15 protein-coding genes are annotated in these 16,612 nt (G+C 66.9%); 9 read left to right on the top strand and 6 right to left on the bottom strand.

Features of this window, described 5'->3' with window-relative positions:
- The first annotated feature begins 89 nt into the window (after positions 1–89).
- The 4 genes from tal (at position 90) to BUB39_RS05100 (ending at position 4,413) form a co-directional block, all read left to right on the top strand.
- Complete coding sequence (tal, locus tag BUB39_RS05085; protein ID WP_073051878.1) at positions 90–1,061, top strand: transaldolase; 972 nt, start codon at positions 90–92, stop codon at positions 1,059–1,061.
- A 145-nt stretch (positions 1,062–1,206) separates the two neighbouring features.
- Positions 1,207–2,136 carry a dihydrodipicolinate synthase family protein gene (locus BUB39_RS05090; RefSeq protein WP_073052784.1) on the top strand — a complete coding sequence of 310 codons (930 nt, stop codon included), beginning with the start codon at positions 1,207–1,209 and terminating at the stop codon, positions 2,134–2,136.
- Positions 2,137–2,149: 13 nt separating this feature from the next.
- Complete coding sequence (locus tag BUB39_RS05095; RefSeq protein WP_073051879.1) at positions 2,150–3,394, top strand: NAD(P)/FAD-dependent oxidoreductase; 1,245 nt, start codon at positions 2,150–2,152, stop codon at positions 3,392–3,394.
- A gap of 2 nt (positions 3,395–3,396) precedes the next feature.
- Positions 3,397–4,413: a 4-hydroxyproline epimerase gene (locus BUB39_RS05100; protein WP_073051880.1), complete on the top strand. Its 1,017-nt coding sequence runs from the start codon at positions 3,397–3,399 to the stop codon at positions 4,411–4,413.
- 118 nt (positions 4,414–4,531) lie between these two features.
- Here BUB39_RS05100 and BUB39_RS25870 read toward each other — a convergent pair whose 3' ends face one another.
- A complete protein-coding gene (locus BUB39_RS25870) occupies positions 4,532–4,873 on the bottom strand; it encodes a YXWGXW repeat-containing protein (RefSeq protein WP_073051881.1) in 342 nt (113 codons plus the stop codon).
- A 65-nt stretch (positions 4,874–4,938) separates the two neighbouring features.
- On the bottom strand, positions 4,939–5,850 hold the full coding sequence (locus BUB39_RS05110; protein WP_073051882.1) for a hypothetical protein: 912 nt from the start codon (positions 5,848–5,850) through the stop codon (positions 4,939–4,941).
- A 151-nt stretch (positions 5,851–6,001) separates the two neighbouring features.
- Between BUB39_RS05110 and BUB39_RS05115 the strand changes: the two genes are divergently transcribed.
- Positions 6,002–7,675: a thiamine pyrophosphate-binding protein gene (locus tag BUB39_RS05115; RefSeq protein WP_244540152.1), complete on the top strand. Its 1,674-nt coding sequence runs from the start codon at positions 6,002–6,004 to the stop codon at positions 7,673–7,675.
- Between the two features lie 17 nt (positions 7,676–7,692).
- Here the strand turns inward: BUB39_RS05115 and pcaF are convergent, their stop codons facing one another.
- The 3 genes from pcaF to BUB39_RS05130 are packed head-to-tail and all read right to left on the bottom strand — an operon-like array spanning position 7,693 to position 10,299.
- Positions 7,693–8,895, bottom strand: a complete 1,203-nt coding sequence (gene pcaF, locus BUB39_RS05120; protein ID WP_073051883.1) for a 3-oxoadipyl-CoA thiolase — start codon at positions 8,893–8,895, stop codon at positions 7,693–7,695.
- 1 nt (position 8,896) lies between these two features.
- Positions 8,897–9,568, bottom strand: a complete 672-nt coding sequence (locus BUB39_RS05125) for a CoA transferase subunit B (protein WP_073051884.1) — start codon at positions 9,566–9,568, stop codon at positions 8,897–8,899.
- Positions 9,565–10,299, bottom strand: a complete 735-nt coding sequence (locus BUB39_RS05130; protein WP_073051885.1) for a 3-oxoacid CoA-transferase subunit A — start codon at positions 10,297–10,299, stop codon at positions 9,565–9,567. The genes BUB39_RS05125 and BUB39_RS05130 overlap by 4 nt, the downstream gene beginning before the upstream one ends.
- Before the next feature lie 133 nt (positions 10,300–10,432).
- Here BUB39_RS05130 and BUB39_RS05135 point away from each other — a divergent pair, with 133 nt between their 5' ends.
- On the top strand, positions 10,433–11,194 hold the full coding sequence (locus tag BUB39_RS05135) for an IclR family transcriptional regulator domain-containing protein (protein ID WP_073051886.1): 762 nt from the start codon (positions 10,433–10,435) through the stop codon (positions 11,192–11,194).
- A gap of 25 nt (positions 11,195–11,219) precedes the next feature.
- Here BUB39_RS05135 and xseA read toward each other — a convergent pair whose 3' ends face one another.
- Positions 11,220–12,782 (bottom strand): exodeoxyribonuclease VII large subunit, encoded by a 1,563-nt coding sequence (gene xseA / locus BUB39_RS05140; RefSeq protein WP_073052786.1) that lies wholly within the window; start codon positions 12,780–12,782, stop codon positions 11,220–11,222.
- 74 nt (positions 12,783–12,856) lie between these two features.
- Here xseA and BUB39_RS05145 point away from each other — a divergent pair, with 74 nt between their 5' ends.
- From BUB39_RS05145 to BUB39_RS05155, 3 genes are all read left to right on the top strand, one after another.
- Positions 12,857–13,609 carry a 16S rRNA (uracil(1498)-N(3))-methyltransferase gene (locus BUB39_RS05145; protein ID WP_073051887.1) on the top strand — a complete coding sequence of 251 codons (753 nt, stop codon included), beginning with the start codon at positions 12,857–12,859 and terminating at the stop codon, positions 13,607–13,609.
- Between the two features lie 252 nt (positions 13,610–13,861).
- Entirely contained in the window at positions 13,862–14,896 is a 1,035-nt protein-coding gene (locus tag BUB39_RS05150; RefSeq protein WP_073051888.1) for a Fe(3+) ABC transporter substrate-binding protein, read from the top strand.
- Positions 14,897–14,919: 23 nt separating this feature from the next.
- Positions 14,920–16,611, top strand: coding sequence for an ABC transporter permease (locus BUB39_RS05155; RefSeq protein ID WP_139251340.1), 1,692 nt, complete (start codon positions 14,920–14,922; stop codon positions 16,609–16,611).
- Position 16,612: the final 1 nt, after the last annotated feature.

Genomic DNA, 16,612 nt, shown 5'->3' on the forward strand with positions numbered 1-16,612 from the left:
TTGGCTTCCATTTGGCCGGCAAGGTGCTCATATGCCGGAGAGATAGTTCCTGCGGCCATGACGCCGCTCTCAGGTTTGGAGGACCGGCGATGCCATCAAAACTCGACCAGTTGAAGTCCATGACGGTGGTGGTTGCCGATACGGGCGACCTTGAGGCGATCAAGACTTTTCATCCTGTCGACTGCACCACCAACCCCTCGCTCGTGCTGAAGGCATTCGAGCTCCCGCTGTACAAGGACGTGATCGACAGCGCGGTCTCCTGGGGCAACAAGCAGGGCGGCTCCAAGGAAGCGATTGCCGCCGCCGTGGCCGACCGCCTTTCGGTCGCGTTCGGCGCCGAGGTCTCGAAGCTGGTGCCCGGCCGCGTCTCGACCGAGGTCAATGCCGACCTCTCCTTCGATACTGAAGCCTCGCTGAAACGCGCCCGCGCGATCATCAAGGACTATGCCGATATCGGCATTCCCCGCGAGCGCATCCTGATCAAGCTGGCCTCGACCTGGGAAGGCATCCGCGCCGCGGAAATCCTCCAGAAGGAAGGCATCGACTGCAATCTGACGCTGCTGTTCTCGCTCGCCCAGGCCGCCGCCTGCGCTGACGCCGGCGTCTTCCTCATCTCGCCCTTCGTCGGCCGCATCCTCGATTGGTACGTCAAGTCGACTGGCAAGACCTTCGAGCCCGAGGAAGATCCGGGCGTCGTCTCGGTTCGCCAGATCTACGCCTATTACAAGGCGCATGGCATCAAAACCGTCGTCATGGGCGCTTCGTTCCGCTCGACCGGCGAGATCGAGGCCCTGGCGGGCTGCGACCGCCTGACGATCGCGCCGGCCCTCCTCGAGAAGCTCGCCGCCGACGAGGGCACGTTGGTGCGCAAGCTCGATCCGGCTAATGCCGGCGAGGCGCCTGCCAAGCTCTCCTACGATGAGAAGGGCTTCCGCTGGGCCCTCAACGAGGACCCGATGGCCACCGAGAAGCTCTCGGAAGGCATCCGCCAGTTCGCCAAGGACCTGCGCACTCTGCGCGGCCTCGTCGCCAAGAAGCTCGAGGCCGGCGTCCCGGCCTGACGCTTCGCGCATTGCTTTAGCAATCAGCCCGCCATGGTCAGCCATGGCGGGCTTTTCTTTATGTGGCGCCTTGCCAGAACGCGACTTCCGAGATAAATACAAATTGTCGACAAGGCAGCGCTCGAAGAGCATGAAGGAGATGACGATGGATCCGAAGGCGACCTGGAAGGGCGTTTTCCCTGCTGTGACCACCCAGTTCCGCCCGGATTTCTCGGTCGATCTCGAAGCGACCGCAAAGGTCATCGAGGCGCTGATCACCGATGGCGTTTCCGGCCTCATCATCTGCGGCACGGTCGGTGAGAATTGCTCGCTGACGCGTTCTGAAAAGGTGTCGCTGGTCGAAACCGCGGTCGCGACGGCCCGTGGTCGCGTTCCCGTCATCTCTGGCCTTGCCGAATATACGAGCGCCTTTGGCGCGGATTACGCCCGCGAGGCGACCAAGGCTGGCGTCAACGGCCTGATGGTCATGCCGGCGATGGTCTATCCGGCCAAGCCGCGCGAGACGATCGATCACCTGACCACGATCGCCCGGGCGACCGATACGCCGATCATGGTCTACAACAATCCGCCGAGCTACCGCACCGACGTCACCCCGGCGATGCTGGTCGGCCTTGCTGATGTCGACACCATCGTCGCCTTCAAAGATTCGTCAGGCGATACCCGCCGTATCGTCGATGTGCGCAACATGACCGGCGACCGCTTCATCCCGTTCTGCGGCCTCGACGACGTCGTGCTGGAGACGGTGGCGCTCGGCGCTGTCGGCTGGGTCTCGGGCATGTCGAACGTGTTCCCGCGCGAAGGCGAGACGCTGTTCCGCCTGGTGCGTGACGGACGCTTCGCCGAGGCGATGCCGATCTATGACTGGTTCATGCCGATCCTTCATCTCGACGCCCGCCCGGACCTCGTGCAGGCGATCAAGTATTGCGAGAAGATCCTCGGCCGCGGCACCGACCTGACCCGGCCGCCGCGCCTTGCGCTCGACGCGGCCGAAAAGGCCGAGCTTGAAGCGGTGATGCAAAAGGCGATCGCCAACCGCCCGGCCCTGCCGGAAACCGGCCTCCCGGTCGCCGCCTGATCGGCAGCGGGGCATGCGCATCGCCGTCATCGGTGGAGGCATCGTCGGCGCGGCGATCGCGCATGCGCTGCTCGACGAAGGCCATGCGGTCGACCTGCTCGACCGCGACGGCATCGCTGCGGGTGCGTCAGCCGGCAATGCCGGCTGGATTGCTCATATCGACATCATGCCGCTCGCCTCGCCGAAGGCGTGGCGGCAGATGCCCGGCTGGATGCTCGATCCGCTTGGGCCGCTCTCGATCCGTCCGACCTATCTGCCGAAGCTCGCGCCGTTTCTCGCGCGCTTCATTGCGGCCAGCCTCCCGGGCCGCATCGAGACGTCGATCGCGGCCATCTCGGCGCTCAATGCCCGCGCTCTTCCCGCCTGGGAGAAGCGGCTCGCCGCTCTCGGCTTCGGCGGATATCTCCGCCGCCGGGGCCTGCTTTCAGTCTGGTCGAGTGCTGCAAAGGCGGCGGCCGCTGAACCTTTGATCGCCCGCCAGAAGGCGATGGGCATCCCTGTCGAATGGCTCGATGCCGGCGCTCTGCATGAGCTCGAGCCGGCGCTCGGTCCCCGCGCAGCGCGTGGCGCGCTCTATGAGAGCGGCTGCCATGTGTCGGACCCGAAGGACCTTACCCTCGATCTCGCAGCAGCCGCGGCAGATCGCGGCGCTCAGTTCAAGAAGCTCGAAGCCGCCGCCATTCGCCCCGATGGCAAAGATATCGCAATCGTCACCAGCTTCGACAGCATCGCGCTCTATGATCGCGTCGTGGTCGCGACAGGTGCCTGGTCGAAACCCCTCGCCGCCTCGATCGGCGACCGCGTGCCGCTCGATACCGAACGCGGCTACAACGTGACGCTCCCTGCCGGTCGGCTCGGGCTGTCGCGCCCGGTCATGTACGAGGGCGAGGGCTTCGTCACGACGCCGCTCGACAGCGGCGACCGCATCGGCGGTAGCGTCGAATTCGCAGGCCTCGACGCCGCACCGAACTTTGCGCGTGTCGATGCCATTCTCGGCCGCGCCCGCCGCTTCCTGCCCGAGGCCGATCTTTCAGGCGGCACACGCTGGATGGGCTTCCGCCCCTCGATCCCGGATTCGCTCCCGGTCATCGGACCGTCGAAGCGCGATCCGCGCATCGTGCACGCCTTCGGCCATGGCCATTACGGCTTGACGCAGGCGGCCGTCACGGCGGAAATCGTCGCCGACATGATCGCCGGCCGCACGCCTGCGATCGACCCCGCCCCCTATTCCGTGACCCGCTTCCAGGCAAGGTTCTGACCATGGCGCGCCATTCGTTCTTCTGCATCGACGGCCACACCTGCGGCAATCCCGTCCGCGTCGTCACCGGTGGCTCGATCCCGGTGCTGAAGGGCGACACGATGTTCGAGAAGCGGCAGCATTTCCTGGCCGAGTTCGACTGGATCCGCAAAAGCCTCTGCTTCGAGCCGCGCGGCCACGACATGATGTCGGGCTCGATCCTCTATCCGCCCTCCTCCGACGCCTATGACACGGCGATCCTGTTCATCGAGACTTCCGGCTGCCTTCCGATGTGCGGCCATGGCACCATCGGCACCGTGACCTTCATCATCGAGCACGGGTTGGTGACGCCGAAGACGCCGGGGCTGCTGCGGCTGGAAACGCCTGCTGGCCTCGTCGAGGCGCGCTACGTGCAGAGCGGGCCTTATGTCGAGAGCGTCACCCTCACCAATGTGCCGTCCTTCCTGCTCGGCCGCGACTACGAGGTCGAGGTCGACGGTATCGGCACGCTCAAAGTCGATATCGCCTATGGCGGCAATTTCTATGCGATCGTCGAGCCGCAAACGAACTACGCGGATCTCTCCGATCTCGAACCGTCCGATATCGTGCGCCTGTCGCCGAAGCTCCGCGCCGCCTTCAATGCGCGCCACAGAATAGTCCATCCGGAAAATCCGGCGCTCGACCGGCTGACGCATGTGCTGTGGACCGGCAAGCCGAAGAACCAGGGCTCCAGCGCGCGCAACGCCGTCTTCTATGGTGACAAGGCAATCGACCGCTCGCCCTGCGGCACCGGCACCTCGGCGCGGCTGGCGCAGCTTTTCGCCACCGGCCGGCTCAAGGAAGGCGAAGCCTTCGTGCATGAGAGCATCATCGGTTCGACCTTTACCGGCCGCGTGGCGCGCCAGACCAAGGTCGGCGGCAAGCCCGCGATCGTCCCGACCATCGAAGGCTGGGCGCGCGTCACCGGCTACAACACGATCTTCGTCGACGACCGCGACCCGTTCTGGGCCGGATTCCAGGTGGTCGACGGCGCCGCCTGACCACGAAAAAGGGCGGCGCCGAAGCGCCGCCCCTGGTCACCGATGCACGCTCAGCGCCAGTCGTCAGAAGACGGCTGGGCGACGATCAGGCATCACGCCAAACCGTGGCGCGACCACATCACCACGAGCCAGGGCGCCGTGCCCAATGGCCTGAAATCCAGACATAACGCCCACGGCGCCAGGTCCAGTGGCCAGGCATCCAGACATAGCCCCGCCTTGGAGGCGGCCGACGCTCCGCACGAGGCGGCGGCGGGGGCGGCCTACGGACATGGCCGGGCGGCGGGGGCGGCGGCGGCCTTTGTCCTCCGGGCGGCGGAAGCGGCTGTGCATCAGCTCTATCGGGCAGCGCGAGGCTTGCCGCTGGCGCGACGATCGCCGCAGCGAACAGGCCGCGGATCAGGGAGCGTCGTGATAGCTTCAAGGGGGTTCCTCCTTCGAATGGCGGCTTACGCCGCCTCATGCCCGCAGCCGTTATACGAAGCGCCAACGCGTTTCCGTCGCCATCGATCCGAAGGCGGCCTGTTTTTAGAACGCGTAACCGTGCCGGGTGAGGAACAGCTTCAGTCGATCGGGGAATTTAAGGAGCTTGCGGTCGCGCTTGGGACAGGCGTCGAGATCGTCGCTGGAGATGCAGGTTTCCTCCCCTGCATCGGCGGAAAAGTCCCAATGATCGAGCAGGGCCTTGTAGGCGGTAGCGCCCGAACCGGCGCGCACGCTCTGCGCCACCCAGCCCGCGAGAAAGCCGGGTGAAGACCAGCGCGTCTCGGGCTCTGCATTCGATTCGAGTTCAGCCAGCCAGTCGCGGTGGTGCTTCCCGAAGCGCGTCTCAGCGCTGACATCGACCACCTTGCCGTCGCGCACGGCGCGGATCACCAGCGGCGCCGCGCTGCAGGCATAGCAATCGAACGCGTAGAGAAAGGCGTTGTCCGTCGTGACGATCTCCGCAACGCCGTCATTGTCGATATCCTCGAGATAGTCGCCATCGCCATCGAAGGAGCCGATCTCGATCGTGGTCCAACCCTTCGGTCCGTTTTCGGCGACCACGACGCGTGAACAGCAATGGGCACCGCCCGAATAGCTGGAGAAATAGACTTCCTTGCCGACCCGGTAGGGGTCGATCTCGGCGATCGAGGCTGTAGCCGCTGGCACGTCCATGCCGGAGGCGAGACCGGCGACATCCAGAACCATCCGGTTGCCGATCGTCAGTTGCAGAACAGGCACGTCGAGGGTCTTGTCGATCTTTGGCCGGCGTTCGTAGAAGAGGCGGGCGGTGATGCCGCTGTCGGTGACGCTCGCCTCCCGCGCACCTTCGGCGAATTCGGTCGTCGGAAAGGGCGGCGGTGCGCTCTCGCCGGCCGGCTCAGCGGCCTCCGCCGGGGCGACAGCAAGCAGCAGGACGGCCAGCGCCATGGTGCTGCTTAGGATGCGGATGGCCATGGACGGTGTCCTTCCAAGCAAAGATCCCGCCGCCGGAATCGCCACATCGGAGTCTAGGTGGCCGGGGTCGCGCCGAACAGGGGTCGCGCTTGCCGCCTCAGCCCCGCAGCCGATAAGAAGGGTGGCAACGCAACCGCTGGAGTACCGTCCCGTGACATCGCCCCTCCTGCCGCAGAGCGGTGGCCAGCTTATCGTCCAGGCGCTCGCAGCCAATGGGGTCGACCGGGTCTTCACGGTGCCCGGCGAGAGCTTTCTCGCGGTGCTCGACGCGCTGCGGGATTCAGCGATCGACGTCGTCAACGCCCGCCATGAAGGCGGCGCGGCGATCATGGCAGAGGCGGACGGCAAGCTGACGGGACGGCCGGGCGTCGCGATCGTGACGCGCGGACCGGGCGCCACCAACGCCGCAGCCGGGCTTCACATCGCACGGCAGGATTCGACGCCGATGATCCTGCTTGTCGGGCAGATCGCGCGCGGCCATCGCGAGCGGGAGGCGTTCCAGGAGATCGACTACCGCCGCATGTTCGGCGAGGTGGCAAAATGGGTCGCCGAGATCGACGAAGCCGCACGCATTCCGGAGTTCCTGTCGCGGGCCTTCCACACCGCGACGTCGGGCCGGCCGGGGCCGGTCGTGCTGGCCCTGCCGGAGGACATGCTGCGCGAGACCGCATCCGTGCTGCCGCCACAGCCCTTCGAGCCGATCGAGACCTATCCCGGCCTGACGCAGACCGCACAGCTGCAGAAACTGCTCTGGGCTGCGAAGCGGCCGTTTGTCATCGCGGGCGGCGCGCGCTGGAGCGGCAAGGCGGTCGCCTCGCTCCGCCGCTTCGCCGAGCGCTTCGAGCTGCCGGTCGCGGTCTCGTTTCGCCGCCAGGGCCTCTTCGACCACGATCATCCGAACTATGCCGGCGATGTCGGCCTCGGCATCAATCCGGCTCTTGCGAAGCGGATCAAGGACGCCGACCTTTTGCTGCTGCTCGGCGGGCGGATGAGCGAGACGCCGTCGGGCGGCTACACGCTGATCGAGGCTCCCGAGCCACGGCAGATGCTGGTGCATGTGCATGCGAGCGCCGAAGAGCTTGGCCGCGTCTATCGCCCGACGCTCGCCATCAACGCGACCCCCAACGGTTTCGCCTCGCAGCTCGAGGTCGTGCATCCGCCTGTCTCCATCCCGTGGGGCGGGGAGACGCGGGCGGCCAATGAGAGCTATCGCGCCTGGTCGGAGCCAACGCCGCGCGATGTCGACGGTGTGGAACTCGGCGCCATGATCCGCCAGCTCCGCGACACGCTGCCGGATGACGCGGTGCTCACAAACGGCGCCGGCAACTATGCCGGCTGGCTGCATCGCTATTACCGCTTTCGCCAGCCGGGCACGCAGCTTGCGCCGACCTCAGGCTCGATGGGCTATGGCTTGCCTGCCGCGATAGCCGCAAAGCTCCGTCATCCGGAGCGGATCGTGGTGGCGCTGGCCGGCGACGGCTGCTTCCAGATGACAGGACAGGAATTCGCGACGGCCGCGCAGGAAGGCGCCGCCGTGATCGTCATCGTCGTCGACAACGGCATGTATGGGACGATCCGCGCGCATCAGGAGCGAGCCTATCCCGGCCGCATCGCCGCGACGGCGCTCGTTAATCCCGATTTCGCGGCGCTCGCCCGTGCCTATGGCGGCCACGGCGAAACGGTGGAGCGGACCGAGGACTTCGCGGCGGCCTTCGAGCGGGCCGCCCGCTCCGGCAAGCCCTCCATCCTGCATGTGAAGGCCGACCCCGAAGCGATCTCGCCAACGACGACGATCAGCGCCATCCGCGAGAAGGCCCGAAGCTGAGGCTTCAGCAGAAGCGATCACGCCCGCTCCAGCACGATCGCAATGCCCTGGCCGACGCCGATGCACATCGTGGAGAGCGACCGGCGGCCGCCTGACAGCGCGAGTTCGAGGGCGGCCGTGCCGGTGATCCGCGCGCCGGACATGCCCAGCGGATGACCGAGCGCGATGGCGCCGCCGTTGCGATTTACGCGCGGATCGTCATCGGCAATGCCGAGTTCGCGCAGCGTCGCAAGGCCTTGCGACGCAAAGGCCTCGTTGAGCTCGATCACGTCGAAATCGCCCGCGCCGAGCCCCAGCCGCGCCATCAGCTTTTTCGAGGCCGGCGCCGGCCCGATGCCCATGATGCGTGGCGGCACGCCGGCTGCCGCGCCGCCGAGCACGCGGGCGATCGGCGTCAGACCGTGTTTCTTCGCCGCCTCAGCCGAAGCTAGGATCAGTGCCGCGGCACCGTCATTCACACCCGAGGCATTGCCTGCCGTCACGGTGCCGCCCTTGCGAAACGGCGTCGGCAGCTTGGCCAGTGCCTCGATCGTCGTCGCGCGCGGATGCTCGTCCTTGTCGACGACGACCGGATCGCCTTTTCGCTGCGGAATGCTGACCGCCGTGATCTCGCGGGCGAGGCGGCCATTCGCCTGAGCTTCGGCTGCCTTTGCCTGGCTCCGCACTGCGAAGGCATCCTGATCCTCGCGGGAGACGGCGAAGTCCTCGGCGACGTTCTCGCCCGTCTCCGGCATCGAATCGACACCGTATTGCGCCTTCATCATCGGATTGACAAAACGCCAGCCGATGGTCGTGTCGTAGATCTCGGCGTTACGCGAGAAGGCCTGCTCGGCCTTGGGGATGACGAAAGGCGCGCGCGACATGCTCTCGACGCCGCCGGCGATCATCAATTCGGCCTCGCCCGCCTTGATGGCGCGGGCCGAATTGATGACGGCATCCATGCCCGAGCCGCAGAGACGGTTGATCGTCGTGCCGGAGACACCGACCGGCAGGCCTGCCAGCAGCGACGACATGCGCGCGACATTGCGATTGTCCTCGCCGGCCTGGTTGGCGCAGCCGAAAATGACGTCGTCGACGGCTTCCCAGTCGACGCCGGGATTGCGCGCCATCAGCGCCCGGAGCGGCACCGCGCCGAGATCGTCGGCCCGAACGGCGGCCAGTGCGCCGCCGAAGCGACCGATCGGCGTGCGGATATAGTCGCAGATGAAGACGTCGGTCATCTCAGAGCTCCGGAACGATCAGGTCGGTGACGGCGCCAGCGACCAGCAACTCCGCGCCGGTCGCCGCCTGCAATTCGTCGAGCGAAAGGTCGGGGAGCTTTTCGCGCAGGACGAAGCGCCCACTCTCGATGTCGATCACGGCGAGTGAGGTATAAACGCGGGTGACGCAGCCGACGCCCGTCAGCGGCAGCGTGCAGCGCTTCAGGAGCTTCGGCTTGCCGTCCTTGGTCACATGATCGGTGATGACCGCGACGCGCTTGGCGCCATGCACGAGATCCATCGCCCCGCCCACGGCCGGAACGCCCTTCGGACCCGTCGACCAGTTGGCGAGATCGCCGTTCTCCGCAACCTCATAGGCGCCGAGGATGGCCACATCGAGATGACCGCCGCGCACCATGGCGAAGCTGTCGGCGTGATGAAAGAACGAGGCGCCAGGCTTCAGCGTCACGGGACGCTTGCCGGCATTGATCAGATCCCAGTCCTCCTCGCCCTGCGGCGGAGCTTCGCCGAAGTTCAGGATACCGTTCTCGGTGTGGAAGATCGCCTCGCGGCCGGGCGGCTGGTACTGCGCGACCTTTTCGGGAAAGCCGATGCCGAGATTGACATAGGCGCCGTCGGCGATGTCCTGCGCGGCGCGCCAGGCAATCTGGTTGTTGGTGAGCTTCGCGGTCATGAGACAGCTCCGGGATACACGGCATTGGCGCGGTTCAGGTCTTCTTCCTGCTGCGGCTTCGGCACCTCGACGACCTTCTGGACGAAGATCCCGGGTGTCACGACGCTCTCCGGATCGATATCGCCAGCCGGCACGATGCGGCGCGCCTGAACCACTGTCTCGGCAGCGGCCATGCACATCAGCGGGTTGAAGTTTCGTGCTGCCGCCCGGTAGGTCAGATTGCCCTGCGGATCGGCCGTCTCCGCCTTCACCAGCGCCACATCCGCCTTCAGCCAGCGCTCCTGCACATAAGGGCGGCCGTCGAATTCGGCGACCGGCTTTCCTAGAGCGAGATCCGTTCCATAGGAGGTCGGCGTGTAGAAGGCCGGAATGCCCGCGCCGCCGGCGCGGATGCGCTCGGCCAGCGTCCCTTGCGGCACCAGTTCGAGATCGATCTTCCCGGCCTGGTAGAGCTCGGTGAACACGACCGGATCGGCGGAGCGCGGGAAGGAGCAGATGAGCTTCTTCACCATGCCAGCCTCGATGAGCGCTGCGAGGCCGACATGGCCGTTGCCGGCATTGTTGTTGATGACCGTCAGGTCGTGGGGATGACCCGTGGCGCGGAAGCGGTCGATGAGCGCGTGAATCAGCTCGATCGGTGCGCCTGCGCCGCCGAAGCCGCCGATCATCACCGTCATGCCGTCCCGGATCCCCGCCACTGCGGTGGCGAGGTCGCCGACTGTCTTGTCCATGCGCTGCCCTCTCAAGCCCGGCTCAACCGCGCCGCGCCTTGGGAGGGATAGGCCGCGGCCACGCTTCCGTCCATTGAGATTGTGCGATATGCTTCATTTGTTCGTATATCGCTCAAATTGAGGAGTCCGTCGCATGCTTACGCCCACGCGCGATCTGATGGGCGGGCTCGCCAAAGGCCTCGCTGTGATCGAGGCGTTCAATCCCGATCATCCGCGTCAATCGATCGCCGAGGTCTCGGCGGCGACGGGGCTCGACCGGGCGGCCGCGCGGCGCTGCCTGCTGACGCTCGCCCATCTCGGCTATGCCGACTATGACGGCAAGTTCTTCACGCTGACGCCGCGCGTGCTGAGGCTCGGAACGGCCTGTCTCGCAACCATGCCGCTGCCGAACCTGGTGCAGCCATTGCTGGATGAAGTCTCGGATGCCATCGGCGAGAGTGCGTCGGTCTCGATCCTCGACGGTGACGAGATCGTCTATGTGGCGCGGTCAGCGCAGAAGAAGGTGATGTCGATCACGCTGATGCCGGGCTCGCGGCTCCCGGCCTATTGCACCTCTATGGGCCGCGTCCTGCTTGCCGCCCTGCCCGAAGAGCAGGCGCGCGCCCGGCTTGGCGAAGCGCCGCTGCCCCAGCGCACGGCGCATACGCTCACCGAGCCCGGTGCGGTGATGGCAGAACTCGCGCGGGTTCGGACGGCGGGCTACGCGGTTATCGATCAGGAGGTCGAGATCGGGCTACGCTCCATTGCCGTTCCGCTCATGACGGCCCGGCGCGTCACGGTTGCGGCCGTCAATCTTGGCCTCCCCGTGCGCGGCGAGCCGATCGAGGCGCTCGCCGAGCGCTACCTTCCCGCGCTTCAGGACGTCCAGGCCCGGATGCGCGACATCCTGCGTTGAGCCGCGCCGGCTGTGATCGCGCCGGCTAGAACAGGCTTTCCTGCGAGGGTGTCTTCGGCTTGGCGCGCACTTTCGGCTTCGGAGGCGCGGGCGTGCCGGCGGCGAGCGCGCCGATCTTGCCGTCGTGGAACTCGATGGAAAGCGGATCGCCGGGGGCGACGCTCGATGCTGAGCGGACCGGCTGGCCGACACCATCGGTGACGAGGGCAAAGCCGCGCGCGAGGACGCTGCGATAGGACAAGGTTTCGGCCAGCCGCCAGGCGCGATCGAGCCGATCGCGGCGGCGCTCGACGATCCGGATGAAGGCCCTGCCAACACGCCCGTCGATTTCGCCGAGACGGTCGCGGCCGCGATGCACCCGCTCGCCGATCGGTTCGATGCGCAGCCGCTGCGTCGTTCGGGCGAACAGCGCGCGCTTCCGTTCGGCGTGAACGTCGAGCGCCCTGCCCTGCCGTTCCGACAGGCCTGCGAGGCGATCGAGAGCGCGTTCGATGCGGCGGGCGAGCACGACGGGCGTCAGGAGCGACGCCGAGCGACCGAGCCGGCCGCGATGCGCAAGCGTATTGGCGCCGAGGCCGCGGCCGAGCCGCGCGGCAAGCTCGTCGAACGAACGGCGCGGAATGGCGAGCAGATCGTCGAGCCTTGGCAATCCGCGTGTCGCGGCGCGCAGTTCCCGCCGCCGCGCCTCGATATGGCGATAGGCGGCACCCTCCAGACGCTGGCCGAGCCCGCCGACAGCCGCGAGCAGCTCGGCGCGCACAGGCACCGCCATTTCGGCGGCGCCGGTTGGCGTCGGCGCGCGGAGGTCCGCGGCGAAATCAATCAGCGTCGTATCGGTTTCGTGGCCGACGGCGGAGATCAGCGGGATATCGGAAGCGGCCGCGGCACGAACGACGATCTCCTCGTTGAAGCCCCAGAGGTCTTCCAGGCTGCCGCCGCCCCGCGCGACGATGAGAAGATCGGGACGCGGCACCGGTCCGCCGGGCGTCAGCGCGTTGAAGCCTGATATCGCCGCCGCGACCTCAGCGGCCGAGGTTTCGCCCTGTACGCGCACCGGCCAGACCAGGACGTGGACCGGGAAACGGTCGGCGAGGCGATGCAGGATGTCGCGGATGACAGCTCCGGTCGGCGAGGTTACGACGCCAATGACGCGCGGCAGATAAGGCAGGGGGCGCTTCCGGGCCTGGTCGAATAGACCCTCCGCTGCGAGCTTCTTGCGCCGCTCCTCAAGCAGCGCCATCAGCGCACCGACGCCCGCCGGCTCCAGCGTCTCGATGACGATCTGATATTTGGACGAGCCCGGGAACGTCGTCAGCTTGCCGACCGCGATCACCTCCATGCCCTCTTCGGGGCGGAAGCGGAGGCGCGCCATGCTGGTGCGCCAAATCACGGCTTCCAGCTTGGCCTTGTCGTCCTTCAGCGCGAAATAGGCATGGCCGGAGGAGTGCGGCCCGCGATAGCCGGAAATCTCGCCGCGCACGCGCACATGGCCGAACGTGTCCTCAACCGTGCGCTTCAGAGCGGCGGAGATCTCCGAGACGGAATATTCGGCGACATTCGAAGGCGGCTGGCTCACATCGTCCTCCAGACCTTCCGATTGCCCCAGCCTGCCCGCCCGGGTCAAGGGTTGCGGACGATCCTGCGGCCGACTATCCCTCAGCCATGTCCCGTTATGACTTCGCCAGCCAGAGGCTGTTCCTCGACGCACCGCTTGATGCCGGCACGACCGTGCCGCTCGATCGCGACCAGGCCAACTATCTGGTCAATGTGCTGCGCATGACGCCGGGCGCCGCCGTTCTGGTCTTCAATGGCCGCGATGGTGAGTGGCGCGCCGTGCTCGAAGGCGACCGCAAGCGGGCGGCGCTGCTTGTCGAGACGCAAATGCGGGAGCAGGCCGCGCCCTCAAACCTCGACTATCTGTTCGCGCCGCTAAAGCAGGCGCGGCTCGACTATATGGTCCAGAAAGCGGTCGAGATGGGCGCCGGACGGCTGCGGCCGGTGATCACGCGCCGCACGCAGGTGACGCGGCTGAATGAGGACCGCCTCAGGGCAAACGCCATCGAGGCGGCCGAGCAGTGCGGGATTCTCACGATTCCCGCGATCGAGGCACCGCGGCCAATGGCAGATCTCCTGACCGGCTGGGAGGCGACGGATGCCGGGCGGCGAATCATCTTCTGCGACGAGGACGAGACCGGCGCCGATCCGGTCAGCGTGCTCCGCGCTTTGCCACCCACTCCGCTTGCCGTGTTGATCGGCCCGGAAGGCGGCTTCTCGCCCGAAGAGCGGACGCTTTTGAAGGCGCTGCCCTTCGTCACGGCGATCGCGCTCGGGCCGCGCATCCTCCGCGCCGACACGGCGGCCGTTGCCGCCCTGGCGCTGGTGCAGGCGGTGGCGGGCGACTGGCGCGAAGCTTGAGCGCCACAATTCACGGCATCGTGATCCCGAGGTGATCAGGCTGCCTTTCCAATAGTTCCGACGGTGCGCCAAGCGCTAAGCCGCTGATCTGGAATCAATCCAGCTTGGAATTCCTCTAAGATATTGATTTCGTTCAATATTGCCTTTGACAGCCTGTGGCGCAGATGGGAAGCACCGCCTGCCTTCCCGTGTGGTGCTGCTGGCGCCGCCCGAATTGGCACCATCCGCCCTTTCACGACGGAGCTGTTCCCGATGTTTCCCCGCTCTTCCTTTCTTCGCACGGCCGCGCTCGCAGCGTTGACCACCTTCGGCGCCCTGCCGGCCTTTGCCGATGGGGAGGTCAATGTCTACACGACCCGCGAACCCGGGCTGATCCAACCGCTGCTCGACAGCTTCACGGCTGAATCCGGGATCAAGGCGAATGTCGTCTTCATCAAGGAGGGCCTAGCCCAGCGCGTCGAGAGCGAGGGCGCCAATTCTCCGGCCGACCTGCTCAGCGTCGTGGACTATGGCAATCTCATCGAACTCGTCGATCGCAAGCTGACGCAGCCCGTGACCTCGACGGCGCTCGACGAGGGCATCCCGGCCAATCTTCGCGATCCCGCCGGAAACTGGTTCGGCCTCTCGATGCGCGCCCGCGTCATCTATGCCTCGAAGGACCGCGTCACCGACGAGACGCTCACTTATGAGGACCTCGCCGACCCGCGCTTCAAGGGCAAGATCTGCATCCGCTCGGGCCAGCATCCCTACAACACCTCGCTGATCGCGGCGATGATCGCCAAGGACGGCAAGGACGAGACCAAGGTCTGGCTCGACGGCGTACGCGCCAATCTCGCCCGCACGCCCGGCGGCGGCGATCGCGACGTCGCCCGCGACATCCTCGCCGGCATCTGCGACATCGGCGTCGGCAATTCCTACTATGTCGGCCTGATGCGGAGCGGCAAGGGCGGCGACGAGCAGAAGGCCTGGGGCGAGGCGATCCGCGTGATCCTGCCGACCTTCAAGGACAAGGCCGGCACGCATGTGAACATCTCCGGCGCGGCCGTCGCCAAGAACGCGCCGAACCGCGACAACGCCGTGAAGCTTCTCGAATATCTCGCTTCGGAGAAGGCGCAGGAAATCTACGCCAAGGCCAATTTCGAATATCCGGTTCGGCCCGGCGTCGCCGCCGATCCGATCATCGCCGATCTCGGCACGCTGACCGTCGATCCGACGCCGCTGGTCGAGATCGCCAAGGACCGCGGCGAGGCGAGCGAACTGGTCGACGCCACCGGCTTCGACGGCTGATCGCTGACGGGCAGCGCTCGGCATTGTCGGCCGTCTCACCGGCCATATCGGATGCACGGCCGGCGCCCTCGCGGCGCCGGCTTCTTGCCGTCGACAGGGGACGCATCGCGTTCTGTCTCGCGGTGGCGGCGCTTGCGCTGCTGCCGGTCGGCGGCCTTGCCTGGTTCGCGGTCGGCGGCGACGGCGCGCTCTGGCCGTCCCTTCTCCGCAATGTATTGCCGCGTGCGAGTTGGACGACACTCATCCTGCTGGCCGGTGTTGGAACGATCGCGCTCGTCACCGGCATCGGCACCGCCTTCCTCGTCGCGCGGTGCCGCTTTCCCGGGCGACACCTGTTCGAATGGGCGTTGCTGCTCCCCTTGGCCATGCCGACCTATGTCATGGCCTATGCCTGGCTCGACGTCGTCCATCCCGTCGGCCCGTTGCAGACGGCGCTGCGCGGCCTCCTCGGCATCAGCGATCCGCGCGCGCTCCGCCTGCCCGATCTTCGCTCGGCCGGCGGGGCGATCTTCGTCATCGGTTTCGTGCTCTACCCTTATGTCTATCTGCCGGTCCGCGCGCTATTGATGATGCGCGCGGCGGCCCTGTCTGATGCCGCCCGCATGCTCGGCGCCGGCCCGCTCCGCGCATTTTTCGGCGTGACACTGCCGACGATCTGGCCAGCAGCGGCGGTCGGCCTCAGCCTCGTGCTGCTGGAAACACTCAACGATATCGGCGCTTCGGAATTTCTTGGCATCCGCACGCTGACCGTCACAGTCTACACGACCTGGGCGGTGCGCGGATCGATCGAGGGCGCCGCGCAGATCGCGCTGGCCATGCTCGCCATCGTGCTGCTGCTGATGCTGGCCGAGCGACATGCGCGTCGCCGCCTTTCGACGGCCGCCGCTGCCCGCGGCGCCCGGCCGCCTGCCGACATGACGCTCCGCACCAGGGGCAGCGCGTTTGCTATCGCCGCCTGCGCCATCCCTGTGCTGATCGGCTTCGGCGTGCCGGCCGCCTATCTCGGCGTCGCTGCCGCGACGCGCCTTGCCGCGCGCGGCTGGCCGGCCGGGCTGATCTCAACCGCGGGCAACAGCCTGGCCATGGCGGGTCTTGCCGCGCTCCTCACGATCACGCTCGGCCTCGCCCTCACCGTCGCGGCGCGCGGCGCGCGTGGCCACTTGGTGCGGCCACTGATGCGGATCGGCACGATCGGCTACGCTATTCCCGGCACCGTGCTCGCCGTCGGCCTGCTGGTGCCTTTGGCCGGCCTCGATAACATCATCGCGAATGGCGTGCGTGCGCTGACCGGCCAATCGATCGGGCTGGTGCTGATCGGCTCCGGCGCAGCGTTGCTGCTCGCCTATTGCCTCCGCTTTCTCGCAATCGCGATCGGCGGCATCGAGGCCGGCTTCCAGCGCATCAGCCCCTCGCTCGACGGCGCGGCGTCCAGCCTCGGCGCGACGCCGGCGCGCGTCTCGCGCGAGATCCATGCGCCGTTGCTGGCCGCCCCGATTGCAACGGCCGCGATCCTTGTCTTCGTCGACGCGATGAAGGAACTGCCGGCGACGCTATTGCTCAGGCCGCTCAATTTCGAGACGCTGGCGACCAGCGTCTATGGCGAAGCAGCACGCGGCACGCATGAGGACGGCGCCATCGCCGCCCTGATGATCGTGCTTGTCGGCCTCGTCCCGGTCATCCGCCTGTCGCGCATCGGCCGCAACGGGCGGGATTGAC

It is taken from the genome of Kaistia soli DSM 19436 (assembly GCF_900129325.1).
GTDB classification, from domain to species: domain Bacteria; phylum Pseudomonadota; class Alphaproteobacteria; order Rhizobiales; family Kaistiaceae; genus Kaistia; species Kaistia soli.

What these genes read in the sequence shown, in the direction of transcription:
- BUB39_RS05110 (WP_073051882.1), bottom strand. Translation starts at nt 5,850, where the DNA reads ATGGCCATCCGCATCCTAAGCAGCACCATGGCGCTGGCCGTCCTGCTG.
- BUB39_RS05095 (WP_073051879.1), top strand. Translation starts at nt 2,150, where the DNA reads ATGCGCATCGCCGTCATCGGTGGAGGCATCGTCGGCGCGGCGATCGCG.
- BUB39_RS25870 (WP_073051881.1), bottom strand. Translation starts at nt 4,873, where the DNA reads ATGAGGCGGCGTAAGCCGCCATTCGAAGGAGGAACCCCCTTGAAGCTA.
- tal (WP_073051878.1), top strand. Translation starts at nt 90, where the DNA reads ATGCCATCAAAACTCGACCAGTTGAAGTCCATGACGGTGGTGGTTGCC.
- BUB39_RS05090 (WP_073052784.1), top strand. Translation starts at nt 1,207, where the DNA reads ATGGATCCGAAGGCGACCTGGAAGGGCGTTTTCCCTGCTGTGACCACC.
- BUB39_RS05100 (WP_073051880.1), top strand. Translation starts at nt 3,397, where the DNA reads ATGGCGCGCCATTCGTTCTTCTGCATCGACGGCCACACCTGCGGCAAT.
- BUB39_RS05145 (WP_073051887.1), top strand. Translation starts at nt 12,857, where the DNA reads ATGTCCCGTTATGACTTCGCCAGCCAGAGGCTGTTCCTCGACGCACCG.
- pcaF (WP_073051883.1), bottom strand. Translation starts at nt 8,895, where the DNA reads ATGACCGACGTCTTCATCTGCGACTATATCCGCACGCCGATCGGTCGC.
- BUB39_RS05150 (WP_073051888.1), top strand. Translation starts at nt 13,862, where the DNA reads ATGTTTCCCCGCTCTTCCTTTCTTCGCACGGCCGCGCTCGCAGCGTTG.
- BUB39_RS05135 (WP_073051886.1), top strand. Translation starts at nt 10,433, where the DNA reads ATGCTTACGCCCACGCGCGATCTGATGGGCGGGCTCGCCAAAGGCCTC.
- BUB39_RS05125 (WP_073051884.1), bottom strand. Translation starts at nt 9,568, where the DNA reads ATGACCGCGAAGCTCACCAACAACCAGATTGCCTGGCGCGCCGCGCAG.
- BUB39_RS05130 (WP_073051885.1), bottom strand. Translation starts at nt 10,299, where the DNA reads ATGGACAAGACAGTCGGCGACCTCGCCACCGCAGTGGCGGGGATCCGG.